This is a genomic window from Nocardioides sp. NPDC047086, assembly GCF_040643685.1.
In the GTDB taxonomy this organism is placed as follows: Bacteria; Actinomycetota; Actinomycetes; order Propionibacteriales; family Nocardioidaceae; genus Nocardioides.
Window position 1 is genome coordinate 42,060 of record NZ_JBEYUV010000001.1, and the last position, 12,935, is coordinate 54,994.

Genomic DNA, 12,935 nt, shown 5'->3' on the forward strand with positions numbered 1-12,935 from the left:
CAGGAGTCCAAACTCAGATGAATTGGCCTAGAGCCCAAAGATAGGGCCCAGCACCGACAATTCCGACGGTGACATCCGCGTCACTTGGACGGGCGGATGACCTTCGTACGCAGGATCTGCTCGTTGAGGCCAAGCTGGCGGTCGAGCTCCAGAACGGTCTTGGGCTCGGCGGTCAGGTTGACGACGGCGTAGATGCCCTCGGCGTTCTTGTTGACCTCATAGGCCAGACGACGGCGTCCCCAGACGTCAACGTTCTCGACGGTGCCACCATCAGTGGTGACGACCTTCAGGAACTTGTCAAGGGTCGGGGCGACGGTGCGCTCATCGAGGCTGGGCTCGAGGATCACCATTACTTCATAGGCGCGCATAGCGTTCTCCACCTCCTACGGACTCGGCGGCCATGGTCTCTCCATGGCAGGAGGGCTGATGCGATGTCCCACATCCATCTGTGGAAGGGGACGCGTCAGCGTATCAACCAGCGGTTTCCGCAGCCGAATCCACGGCCTCGACCGTGAACGGCACCGTAATCACCTCACCGTTGCCCAGGCGGAACTGGGCCCAGAGGCGGTAGAGACCGGCCTTCGGTACGTCCAGGTGCAGTCCGAGCTCGGGCCCGAACGAGGCGCCGGGCACCGCCAGTTCGTCGCCTTCGGCGTGGCCGTGCACGAACGTCTCGCCGTCCGCACTCATGACCACGACGTGGCCGGCCGCCCCGAGGTAGGGCTGTAGATCGTCGACAATCTTCCCGGTGCTGTCCTCGAAGCGGAAGTGCAGGTCGCTCTGCTGGTCGGCGACCGGGGTGCCCTCGAGCGTGACGGTGAGATTGTCGACAGTCGACGATCTCGGGCTCGCCTCCAGCGGGACGGCCGGGGGCTGCGTACCTTCGACGGTGAGCTGCTGCCGGTCGAGCACATCGGCCAGGTCGGCCCGGCGGCGGAACTCGGTGTCGATGCGGTAGGTGCCTCCGGCGGGGAAGGTCACGTCGGTCTCGAGCTCGCCCGGACGGCCGGTCGGCTCGGCGTGGAGGTGGCGGAACCAGGAGAGGTCCTGGCTGGTCACGATGACATGCATCCAGGCCTGGTGGGTGCGACCGAGGTCGGTCACCGGGTCGCCGGTCGCGGCGTCCGTGAGGAGGAACCGGAGCCCGCCGTCCCGCCGCGTGATCGCGACGTCGATGCCCGACTCGTCGGAGGCGACAGGGGCGATGTCGGTCTCGTGCATCTCCGTCATCGACGGCCGCATCGGGCTCATCCCCTGCGCCCACTCCAGGATGCCGTTCATCCCGCGCTGCGCCGGCTCGGTGCGCGACAGGTAGGTCAGGCCGGCCCCGATGGAGATCGCGATCACGGCCGTGACCAGGAGGTATCCACCGTCGCGGACGCGGGTGACGAAACCCCGGCCGGCGTACGCCTCGGGCGTCTCGGGGCGGCGGAAGCCGCGCAGCCGCAGTGCGTTGGTGACCACGCTGACCGAGCTCATCGCCATCGCGGCGCCGGCGAGGACCGGGTCGAGCAGGGCGAGCGCCGCCACGGGGATGAGGAGCACGTTGTAGGCGAACGCCCAGAACAGGCCCTGCTTGATCGTCGCGACGGTGCGCCGGGAGAGTGCCAGAGCGGTCACCACGCCGCGGAGGTCGCCACCGACCAGGGTGATGTCGGAGGCGGCCAGGGCGACGTCGGTGCCGGTGCCGATCGCGATCCCGACGTCTGCCTGGGCCAGCGCCGGGGCGTCGTTGATCCCGTCGCCGACCATCGCGACGACCTTGCCTTCGTCCTGCAGCTCCTGGATCCGGGCGAGCTTCTGCTCGGGCAGCAGGCCGCCGGTGGCATGGCGTACGCCGACCTCGTCGGCCACCTTCGCCACCGTGGCGGCGGCGTCGCCGCTGAGGATGTGCACCTCGACACCCGACTCCTCGAGCAGGCGCACGGTCTCCTCGGCCTCGTCGCGGACCTGGTCTTCGACCCGGATCGACCCGGCGTACGCCCCGTCGACCGCGATCAGGACCGAGCCGTTGTCGGCGACGTCGATGCCCTCCTCTGCGAGCATCGCCGAGTTGCCGACGACCACTCGTCGCCCGTCGACGACCGCACTGATCCCGCGCCCCGGGTGGGCCTCGAACGCCGAGACCTCAGTTGTGGCGGACGAGTCGGTAGTTGTGGGCGACGAAAGTAGGGTCTCGTCGCCCACTTCTGCAGATTCGGCCCCCAGAAGTGCAGATTCGGCGGGGGTTTCGGCGCGGGCTCGGAGGGCGGTGGCGAGCGGGTGGTCGCTGCCGGTCTCGGCGGCGGCGGCGATCCGGACGAGCTGGTCGCGGGTCCAGCCGGGGGCGGGGACGATCTCGGAGACCTCGGGCTTGCCGTGGGTGATCGTGCCGGTCTTGTCGAAGACGATGGCGGTGACGGAGCGGGCGCGCTCCAAGGTCTCGCCCGAGCCGACGAGTACGCCGAGCTCGGCGGCGCGGCCGGCGCCGACCATGACCGCGGCGGGCGTGGCCAGGCCGAGGGCACAGGGGCAGGCGATGATGAGGACCGCGATGGCGGCGGTGACCGCGCTGGTGAGCCGCTCGGCGTCGGGTCCGAGGACCAGCCAGCCGACGAAGGTCAGCGCGGCGACGACCAGGACGGCGGGCACGAACACCTCGGAGACCCGGTCGGCCAGGCGCTGCAGCTTGGTGCCGGAGCCCTGGGCCGACTCGACCATCGCGATGATCTGCGCCAGCGTGGTCTCGGAGCCGACCGCGGTCGCCTCGATCTCGAACGAGCCGGTCTGGTTGATCGTGGCGCCGATGACGATGTCGCCCTCGGTCTTCCGCACGGGGTCGCTCTCGCCGGTGAGCATGGACTCGTCGACGTACGACGCCCCGGCGACGATGCGGCCGTCGACCGGGATCTTCTCCCCGGCGCGCACGCGAATCCGGTCGCCGACCTTCAGGTTCGCGACCGGGACCGTGACGTCGCGACCATTACGGACGACCGTCGCCGTCTCCGGCATCAGGCCGACGAGCGCCTTGACGGCATCGGCGGTACGCGACTTGGCCCGGGCCTCGAGCCAGCGACCCATCAGCACCAGCGCGACGATGACCAGGGCCGTCTCGAAGTAGAGATGGAGCGGCAGGCCCCACGCCTCGGCCTGCCCCATCCACAGGGTCACGAACGCGCTGTAGGCGAAGGCGATGCCGGTGCCGAGCGTGACCAGGGTGTTCATGTCGACCGCGCCGTGGCGCAGGCCCCTCGCCGCTGCGAGGTAGATGTCCCGGCCTGCCCACCACTGGGTGATCGCCGCGACCACGAGCACGATCGACATCACCGGCTCCATGGCGTCGACCGGGAGCGGGACGTACATCAGGGCCATCAGGCCGAGCCCCACCGCCAGGGCCGTGATCCAGCGCCGCTTGAGCTGGACGAGCTCTGTCTCGCGGCGGATCTCCCGATCGTCCTCGTCGACCTGAGGCTCCTGTGGATTGTCGACAGTCGACGATCGCAGGACAGCCTGATAGCCCGCCTTCTCGATGGCGGCGCTGATCTCGGCGAGGTCGGTGCGGGAGGGATCGAAGTGCACCAGGGCGGTCTCGGTGGCGAGGTTGACGTTGGCGTCCTCGACACCCTCGACACGGCTGATGGCCTTGGTGACACGACGCACGCAGCTCGCGCAGGTCATGCCTTCGATCTCGAGCTGCTGCTCGGTCGGGGTAGCGGCGGTGAGGGTCATCGTGATCAGGCCAGCGAGTAGCCGGCCTCTTCGACGGCCGCACGGATGGCGTCGTCGGAGATCGGCTCGGAGGCGGTGATGGTGACGTTGCCGGAGGCCAGGTCGACGTCGACGTCGCTCACACCGGCGATCTCGGTGACCTCCTCGGTGACGGAGGCGACGCAGTGGCCACAGGTCATGCCGACGACGGTGAAGTTCTGGGTGCTCATGAGAATCTTCCTAGAGTTGTTGGATTGTTGACAATCAGGATCGGACGAGGCGAGCGATGGCGGCGGAGGCCTCGGCGAGCTTCTCGTCGGCCTCGGCGCCACCGTTCTGGACCGCACCGGCGACGCAGTGACCGAGGTGCTCGTCGAGCAGCCCCAGAGCGACCGCCTGGAGCGCCTTCGTGGAAGCGGAGACCTGGGTGAGGATGTCGATGCAGTAGGCCTCGTCCTCGACCATCCGCTGCAGCCCGCGCACCTGACCTTCGATGCGCTTGAGGCGCTTGAGATAGGCCTCCTTGTTCTTGTTGTGGAGGTATCCGTGATCCACGTGACCTCCGGGCCCGGTGTGCTCGTCCATGCGACCTACCATACCCCCGTAAGGTATGAAGTCAAGCCGTCGGGGATGTCGGTGCCGCGTCCTAGACTGGCCCCATGGCTGTTGCGATCGGTGCCCACGTAGACCAGACCGACCCCGTTGCCGAGGCGACCGCGCGCGGCGCGAGCCTGGTGCAGTTCTTCCTCGGCGACCCGCAGTCCTACAAGGGCCCGGTGGTGACGTACGCCGACGGCGCAGCCGCGCTCAAGGCGCGCGCGGAGGAGGCCGGCGTCGATCTCTACGTCCACGCGCCCTACATCATCAACGTCGCCACGACGAACAACCGGATCCGGATCCCGAGCCGCAAGCTCCTCCAGCAGCACATGGACACCGCCGCCGAGGTCGGCGCCAAGGGCCTGATCGTCCACGGCGGCCACGTCAACAAGGACGACGACCCGGCGAAGGGCTTCGACAACTGGCGCAAGGCGATCGAGGCGACCGACATCAAGGTCCCGCTCCTGATCGAGAACACCGCGGGTGGCGACAACGCGATGGCGCGCTACCTCGACCGGATCGCCGGGGTCTGGGAGGCCATCTCCACCGCCGAGGGCGCCGACGACGTCGGCTTCTGCCTCGACACCTGCCACGCCCATGCAGGCGGCAACCCGCTCGAGACGGTGGTGGAGGACGTCCGCAAGATCACCGGCCGCATCGATCTGGTCCACTGCAACGACTCCCGCGACGAGTTCGACTCCGGAGCCGACCGCCACGCCAACTTCGGCGCCGGACGCATCGACCCCGACCTCCTCGCGGGCGTGGTCCGCGACGCCGGCGCCCCGGTGATCTGCGAGACCCCGGGCGGCGCCGCGGAGCACACGAGCGACTTCGCCTGGCTCCGCGAGCGACTCTGACCGATTCTCACCGAATCTTCACTTCTGTCAGCCGAGTCTTGAGTTCTGACGGACGAAACTGCACATTCGTCCCCCACAACCGAAAATTCGATCGCCACAGCCACGGTCTCGCTCACCAAAAGTGAAGATTCGGCTGAGAATCAGACCGCCCAGCGGGACCGTCGACTATGACCCAACAGGGCCATTGACATATTCTCCTCCGAATGAGTTCGAACTGGCGCGCCGATATTCAGGGTCTCCGTGCCGTCGCTGTCGGTCTGGTGATCGCAGGGCATGCGGGGCTCTCAGGGTTCGAGGGAGGATTCGTCGGAGTCGACGTCTTCTTCGTCCTGTCCGGGTTCCTGATCACCACCCTGCTGCTGCGTGAGACCGACCGCAGCGGCACGGTCAGCATCAGTCAGTTCTACGCCCGCCGGGCGCGCCGGATCCTGCCGGCGGCGACCGCGACGATGCTGGTCGTACTCACCTACAGCGCGATCGTCCTGCCGCAGACGCGCACCGACCAGATCGCGAGCGACGCGGGTTGGGCGGCCGTCTTCCTGGCCAACGTGCACTTCGCCAAGGAGGCCGTCGACTACTTCCACAGCGCCGCGCCGTCGCCGTTCCAGCACTACTGGTCGCTCTCGGTCGAGGAGCAGTTCTACGTCGTGTGGCCGCTGCTGGTGCTCGCCGTCGCGCTCTGGATCCCGAAGCACCACCGCCGCCGCGCGATCACCGCGCTCGCCGCCCTCGTCGCGGTGGTCAGCTTCGCCTGGTCGCTGCACGCGACCGCAGCCGACCCGACCACGGCGTACTTCTCCACCCCGGCCCGCGCCTTCGAGCTCGCCGCCGGTGCCCTGCTGGCCTGCCTCGCGGGGCGCCTGCAGGTCGCGACGACCTCGACCGCGCGCGGACGCATCGCCGCAGCGGCCTTCGGCGTGGTCGGCGTCGGCACCCTCGTCTACGCCACCGCCAACTTCAGCGAGGCGACCCACTTCCCGGGCTGGCACGCGCTGGTCCCGGTGCTCGGCACGGTCGCGCTCCTGATCGCCGGCCCTGCCACCCCGACCGGCTGGCTGCTCTCGAAGCAGCCGCTGCGCTACCTGGGTGACATCTCGTTCAGCCTCTACCTGTGGCACTGGCCGATCCTGATCCTCGCCCCCGAGGCGATCCCCGGCGGCGGCGTCCGCCAGCTGCTGATCATGCTGGCGCTCATCCTGGCCGCCTCCGCGGCGAGCTACCACTGGATCGAGATGCCCTTCCAGCGCCACCGGATCCCGCACCTCACCAAGGGCCGACGCGCGCTCGCCCTCTGGCCCGCCGCCGCTGCCCTCGCCCTGGTCGCGGGCACGAGCTCGCAGGCGTACGCCGGCTATCAGGTCGACGTCGCCAAGGCCAACGCCGAGGAGTGGTTCCAGGAGAACCCCGACGTCCTCGAGACCGACGACAAGCCGGTCACCGGCGTGCTGAAGACCACCGTCGAGGCCGCCGAGGAGGGTGCTCCGCTGCCGCCCGAGGCCAAGTTCGACGCCAGCGACTCGTGGGCCGAGCGCGGCGGCTACTGCTACGCGGGCTACGGCGAGACGAAGCTCGACGGCGACTGCGTCTACGGCGACGGCAAGGCCGATCGCACCGTCGCCGTCGTCGGCGACTCCCACATCGGGATGTGGCTGCCCGCTCTCGACACCCTCGCCGAGCGCCAGCGCGTGAAGCTGGTCCCGTTCGTGAAGCTCGGTTGCGCCGCGTACGGCGTGAAGCAGAAGTCCTCGAAGATGACCGTCGAGGAGTGCGAGGACTTCCGGAAGTGGACCAACGAGCAGATCACCAAGCTCAACCCGGACACGATCGTCGTCGGCGCCCGCGGCATGCTCGACATGGAGGAGCGCGACGGCATCTCGACCGAGGAGCAGTGGCGTGAGGGCGTACGCCACGGCGTCAGCGCCTTCGAGAAGGTCACCCCGGACGTACGCGTCTTCGCCGACGTCCCCTCCGTCGACAACGACCCCGGCGAGTGTCTCTCCGACGCCCGCAACCTCCTCGAGGACTGCGTGGTGAAGGCCGACGGCACCGAGGTGGACTCCAACGAGGTGACCCAGGACGCGCTCGAGGGCACCGAGGCGACGTACGTCGACATCGTCGACCTGGTCTGCTCCGAGCGCTGCCCCCTCGTCGTCGGCGACGTCGTCACCTACTACGACGACTCCCACATCACCGCGACCTGGGTCGACCGGGTCACCCCCGCGCTCGGCAAGCGCCTCGGCCGCCTGGACCGTTCCGCCTAGAACACATTCCAGTTCTGCGCCCGTCGGCCATTGCCGTGGCGCTGCCGGCGCGGAAGAATTGAAGGTTGCCGGGCGGGGCAGTCAGTCCCCTCACCGCCTCGCCCGGCCCACGTCTTGGGCCGCACGACATCGACGGTCGACCCTGTTCGAGCCCAAGCCGGACGCGGGTTGGGCATCCCCCTCGTGCCCAACCCGCGCTGCGGCCCCGAAACCGCCGCCTCCCCCAAGGCGGCGGCACCAGCATCCGAACCGAATTCCCCCGAATCTCGGGCCGGACAGCACCAAGGAGTGCTCGACAGACCGCCTGATACACGGTCCTGGAGATTTTCCTGTCGGCTTCCTCCGGCCGCACTCAGCGCACCGAACAGCACCGAACGAATTGCCTCGTTCCCCCTCCTGGTGAGGCAGGACGCCATTACGCTGCTTCGCATGCCCGGGCCAGGAATGCTCACGCTGATGGTGCTGCCAGCGATCATCGGCCTGATCATCGTCGCGCGTCCGAACGTCGCGACCTCACTGACGAGCCTGCGCGGGAAGTGGCTGATCGTTCTCGTCGCCGCGCTGCAGTTCATGCACGTCGAGGGGTTGTGGCCGGATCAGGTCGAGGAGAGCGTCGAGCGGCGGATCTACGCCGTCCTGGTCGTGGTCATCGCGATTGCTTTCTGCTGGCTGAACCGCTCGCTCTGGACTCGTCGCTCGGGCCGATGGGCACTGTCGCTGATCCCGCTCGGAACCGCGTCGAACTCGCTACCGATCGCCGTCCTCGGCGCGATGCCGTACAGCCTCTCGGGCGCGCGCGCCGCCGGCTACTCCAGCGCTGAGCTGGCGACCGACGCGCCCGGTTACATCCGCCTCGACGACGTCTCGCCCCTCTGGATCCCGATCGCTGATCTCATCCCCATCCCTGTGCTGATGAAGGTCCTCAGTGTTGGCGACCTGCTCCTCATTCCTGGTCTGGTGCTGCTGGTGGTCGCCTGCTACCGGCCCAGTGCGCAGGGCCGTTCTGACAACGCCACTCAGCCGAAGGGCACCGCCCAGTCTTCGGCGTAGCCGCGCCGATTCTCATCTCTACCCACGAGAGGAGGAACCCCGATGTCGATGAACGGCATGAAGTCCCGCGCCTACCTCGCGGCCACGACCGCTGTTACGACCGCCCTCGCGCTCTACGCGTTTGCGGCACCTCACAACAGACCGACCTGACGGCGGCCTGATCGTCCGTCGGACCGGAGCAACCTAGCCACGGGAGGAGGGTCACATGAGCACAAACGAACTCAAGGCACGCGCATACCTTGCCGCGACCACCGCCGTCACCACGGCACTGGCGATCTACGCATTCGCGGCACCGCACAACCAGCCCGACTAAACAGACCCGGTCGGTCCGATCATCTGGCCCATCCTGCGGACTAGAGGAGGTGAGGACAACGATGAGCAACTTCAAAGCCCGTGCATACCTCGGCGCGACGACAGCCGTGACGACCGCGCTGGCGATCTACGCATTCGCGGCTCCGCACAACGTGCCCAACTAGACTGTCGGATGGGTGAGGGCTTGTCGGGTTCTCACCCATCTGCCTTGATACCGGTCCCTACGAGAAGCAGACAAATGGCGCAGGAGCGGAGTTCGCGTCCGCGGCCGGAATGGCGCCAGCAAGCGCTTCCGCGGGGACCAGGCCCTTGGCGAGTCCGGCGTGGAGGTCGCGGAAGACCCTGTGCGCGACCTCGTCTGCCACCACGGCCGGTGAGGCGATGACCACCCGCGTGCCGGCGTGGAGCCAGGCACCGACAAGGCCGATCAGCTCCTCGCCCCAGCGAACGTTCGATCGTCCGACCTCGCAGGCCGACAGCAGGACCACATCGGGGACAGTGGCGAGAAGAGCGATGTCGTAGCCATGCCAAGCACCATCGGCGAGCTCGACACCTGAGAAGAGCGGGTTCTCGGCCGAATGACGCCCATGGGCAGCGATGTGCAGTACATCGACCTCTTGGGCAAGGCGAGCCACTGTCTCCGCTGAAGCCTCATCGCCCGTGAGACACCGCGCACCGGGCCACGAGGCGGCGCTTACCGCGACCTCGTCCAAAGCCCTCATCACCCGCGGGCCGGCAACGAAACCTGCTGCGTCCAGCCGGGCAGATGTACCTCGGCGGGCCAACCATGTGGTGGCGCTCTGTGCAACAGTGACTGACCTGCCGACGAGTCCCGTCAACAAGGTCCAGGGCACAGCCGCCAAGACCGCCGACGGGGTGAGGACCACCGGGCTGTCGCCGATGTAGTCGATCAGCGGGGCGACCAAGAGGTTCGAGAGCCCGGCCAGGCGGTCTACGAGATCACCGCGCACAGCAGTCCCCAGTGGCCCCGGCAGGTCCGTCGCCGCGACGTCCAGGTCCGGCAGGAGACCGCCCAACATGGCGCGAAGCGTCCCGCTGTCACCGAGATCGACCCGCTTCATGGAGTCGGCGTTCACGACGAGCGCGACAACGCGCTCCGCTGCGACGACATAGGCGACGAGTACGCTGCCATCGAGGCGTTGCTGCAGGTCGCTCGAGGAGATCGGATCGGCCACCTGACCCGAACCCTTGACCTGCCAGGCGCGCTCGCGAATCTCTTGCCTGAGCTGGTTCTCCCGCTCAGGTGCGACCCCGCCGCGCAGCTCGGTCAGCATGTCGGCCAGTGCCGCGTCAGACGGCGGACGGACCGATTGAACCCGGGACGCCAACATCCGTGCACGCTCTGACCACTCGAAGAGCATGTCCGCGTCACCAGAGTCGACGGCCAGCTCCAAGCCTCGTCGAGCGAGGGTCCGGCCGTGCCCAGCGACGTTGGTCTGCAGGTCGAGGCTTCCAAATGAGCTCTGCCACCGGTGAAATTCATCGAGCCCCGATCGAATCTCGCGAAGCCCAGACGGAGCACGACCAGCAGCCACCGCCAGCTCCGCTCGTAGCTCTCGCTCCAGCAGACGGATGTCGATGGGCGCGTCCGGCGGGACGGGACCGATGACCCGTCCGCTCGCTGGTCTTGCCGGTAAGCCGGCGTTCTCCGCCGAGCGGATGCGCGCCAGTCGGGCTTGCATGCGCACCCGGAGAGCCGGCCAGTTCAGGCCTTGCTCCTCGAGCGGGCCGGCCAACGCTTCGCCATCCTCGCTCGGATCGACGCCCGCCGTCACCGCCGCCTCGAACGCTACTGCCCGTGCCCGCAGCGACAGCCCGGTCGCTCGTGCCTCCTCGAACCAGCCCAGCGCCGAACGCGCCATCCGCTCCGCCTCGGCCGCGTCAGTGGCAAGCAGGTGCGACGCCAGCGCCAACTCGGCCTCTCCCTGGCGCTGGCGCTGCTTCTTGGATCCGTATGCCTCGGCTGCCTGCCGCAGCATCTCACCACCCTGCCGCGTCAGCCCGGCCGCCATCAGCACCTCGGCCCGGTCCGCGTTACACACCGCCGTTACCAGGGATCCGGCGTCGGCCAAGAGGCGATAGGCAGACTCCATAAGGTCAAGCGCCCCGGGAAGATCGCCTGAAAGATACAGCGCGTACGCCCGGTTGTGATCTGCCTGCGCAGCTAAGACCTCCTCGTCAACCGAACGGTACTGACCTGCAGCGGAGTTGAAGTCCTCAATGGCTCGCACGATGTCATTGCGGTCAAGGTGAACCGTGCCTCGGTTGAGGTAGGCCTTGGCCAGATCGAGACCATCGAGTGATGAGATGGCGTCGCCAAAGGTCTCCAATGCCTCTGCCGCGCGGCCGGCCCGCCTCAAGAGCAGAGCACGCTGGGCGAGAAGCACACCGCGTGTGAAGCCCTCGACACCGAACCCCAGCGCTCGATCACTTTTCTCGAGAGCAACGGTCAAGTTCGATTCATCGACTTCGAGATATGCGAGTGACGACTCGATCCGGGCGAGCACTTCAGGGGCGGTTGCGAGACTCAAGGCTCGTCCGAAGAGCGCCTTCGCTCTGTCGAAATCGCCTGACCTGAGTGCCGCGACTCCCTGCTTGTGCAGCTCGTCCGGACCGTCGGAAGTCATTGCTTGAGCGTAGTCAGGGCTTCGATGGCAGCCCAGGCGCGATCGATGTCCTGCCTGACGTCCCCGGGGTGGCCGTTGCCGAAGAGGTGCTGAGCAATTCGGCCGGCTAGCAGCGGTGCAGCAAATGATGTGCCGCTCCAGGTTCCGAATCCGCCACCGAAGTCGTCAGGATCCAACGTCTCCCGCTTCCGACCGGAAAACTCGGATGCGACCGTCGCTTGGTAACCGCCGTCGAAGCTGGTGGGGAAGGTACTCACGACGCCAGCGCCCACCTCGTACGCACGCACCCACGGTCCAGCATTGCTGAAGATCGCGTCCGTCCCGTTCGGGTTCAGGGCTCCCACTGAGACGATCGGCAACGGCTTGTCCGACGCCGAGCACGGACCCGCTCCCTCGCTCCAGGGCGCGAAAGCAGCGGGGAAGTTCGGCCTCGATGTCGCGTCGTTGCCGGCCGAACATACGACCAGTGTCCCGTTCGCCGCGAGATCCGCAAGGATCTCGTGAAGCATCGGATCGAAGAGCGCGTCTTCGGGAGTCTCGTGGTAATAGCCGATCGACAGGCTGAGTACGTCGATCCGTCGCCCGCGCGGATCTCCTTGACGGTAGAGGTGCACCAGGTCTGCGATCTGAGCAAGCGCCGTCAGCCAGCCGTATTCGGCAACCGGGCCATCCGGCGGAACGATCCGCCATGAATAGATGTCGGCGTTAGGACATGCCTGGTGGACCAGACCTGCAATGAAGGTGCCATGACCCGCCAGGGGATCGATCAGGCCGTCCAGTGCGCCAACTTGGTCGCCGTCGCTCTCCGAGTCCGGAACACTTGACGTCCATCCGATCTGATGGTCGCCGAGCCGCACGTCCCGATCGACGAAGTCGAGCCACGGGTGCTGGCCGCATCCCGTGTCGAGGACGGCGACCACGGGTCGTGCCCGACCATCAAGGTCATCGTCGCCCTGCCGGGATGGAGCCGAGCCGACATAAGCGACCGGTTGGCGACCGCCCGATCCCAACGGGTCATACCCGGAGTTCGGGTGCGGGTCGTTGAGTGGGTGCGGATCGTTGAGCGGGTGCGGGTCGTTGAGCGGATGCGGGTCGTTAAGGGGATGCGGATCATTGAGCGGCACCGGCACGAGAACGTGCTCCAAACTGACACCGTCGGCACCGTCCGCACCCTCAGCGCGCAGGAACTGAAGGAGCGTCCAGGCGTCAGGGGCGGCAACTGCCTTGCCCGGAACCACACCGAGACGGACTCGCCGAACACCGAAGCGGAGATCGACGGCGTGCGCAGGCTCTGGCTCGGCTTCGACACGCCAATGCAGAGACCGGGCGACGTTCTTGATACGCCGGAACGTGTCCTCGAAGTCCACCGACTTGGAGATCAGAAGCGTGGTCGAGGAGTAGATCGTGGTGCCTGCAGTGACCCCATCCACAGCTACGGCATTGGTCGGGTCGAGGATGCGGGCATCGGCCCCGTACGACCTTGACAGTCGGCGCTCACTCTTGGAATGCACTTGTTACTCCTG

Annotated in this window: 9 protein-coding genes; 3 read left to right on the plus strand and 6 right to left on the minus strand. The window is 67.6% G+C overall.

The window, feature by feature from the left end; all coding sequences use genetic code 11:
• Positions 1–80 precede the first annotated feature (80 nt).
• The 4 genes from rpsF to ABZ796_RS00275 form a co-directional block, all read right to left on the minus strand.
• Complete coding sequence (gene rpsF / locus ABZ796_RS00260; RefSeq protein WP_091044123.1) at positions 81–368, minus strand: 30S ribosomal protein S6; 288 nt, start codon at positions 366–368, stop codon at positions 81–83.
• Positions 369–471: 103 nt separating this feature from the next.
• On the minus strand, positions 472–3,708 hold the full coding sequence (locus ABZ796_RS00265) for a heavy metal translocating P-type ATPase (RefSeq protein ID WP_357333580.1): 3,237 nt from the start codon (positions 3,706–3,708) through the stop codon (positions 472–474).
• 5 nt (positions 3,709–3,713) lie between these two features.
• Positions 3,714–3,917: a heavy-metal-associated domain-containing protein gene (locus tag ABZ796_RS00270; protein WP_357333581.1), complete on the minus strand. Its 204-nt coding sequence runs from the start codon at positions 3,915–3,917 to the stop codon at positions 3,714–3,716.
• 34 nt (positions 3,918–3,951) lie between these two features.
• Positions 3,952–4,272 carry a metal-sensitive transcriptional regulator gene (locus ABZ796_RS00275; protein ID WP_357333583.1) on the minus strand — a complete coding sequence of 107 codons (321 nt, stop codon included), beginning with the start codon at positions 4,270–4,272 and terminating at the stop codon, positions 3,952–3,954.
• 74 nt (positions 4,273–4,346) lie between these two features.
• On the opposite strand from ABZ796_RS00275, the gene ABZ796_RS00280 reads away from it, so the two are divergent.
• The 3 genes from ABZ796_RS00280 (at position 4,347) to ABZ796_RS00290 (ending at position 8,452) form a co-directional block, all read left to right on the plus strand.
• A complete protein-coding gene (locus tag ABZ796_RS00280; protein WP_357333585.1) occupies positions 4,347–5,141 on the plus strand; it encodes a deoxyribonuclease IV in 795 nt (264 codons plus the stop codon).
• A 203-nt stretch (positions 5,142–5,344) separates the two neighbouring features.
• Positions 5,345–7,402 (plus strand): acyltransferase family protein, encoded by a 2,058-nt coding sequence (locus ABZ796_RS00285; protein ID WP_357333587.1) that lies wholly within the window; start codon positions 5,345–5,347, stop codon positions 7,400–7,402.
• 399 nt (positions 7,403–7,801) lie between these two features.
• Positions 7,802–8,452, plus strand: a complete 651-nt coding sequence (locus tag ABZ796_RS00290; RefSeq protein ID WP_357333589.1) for a DUF5317 family protein — start codon at positions 7,802–7,804, stop codon at positions 8,450–8,452.
• Between the two features lie 533 nt (positions 8,453–8,985).
• Here ABZ796_RS00290 and ABZ796_RS00295 read toward each other — a convergent pair.
• Positions 8,986–11,412: a CHAT domain-containing protein gene (locus tag ABZ796_RS00295; protein ID WP_357333591.1), complete on the minus strand. Its 2,427-nt coding sequence runs from the start codon at positions 11,410–11,412 to the stop codon at positions 8,986–8,988.
• The gene (locus tag ABZ796_RS00300) at positions 11,409–12,923 is read right to left on the minus strand and encodes a S8 family serine peptidase (RefSeq protein ID WP_357333593.1); all 1,515 of its coding nucleotides are present in this window, start codon (positions 12,921–12,923) and stop codon (positions 11,409–11,411) included. The genes ABZ796_RS00295 and ABZ796_RS00300 overlap by 4 nt, the downstream gene beginning before the upstream one ends.
• Positions 12,924–12,935 lie beyond the last annotated feature (12 nt).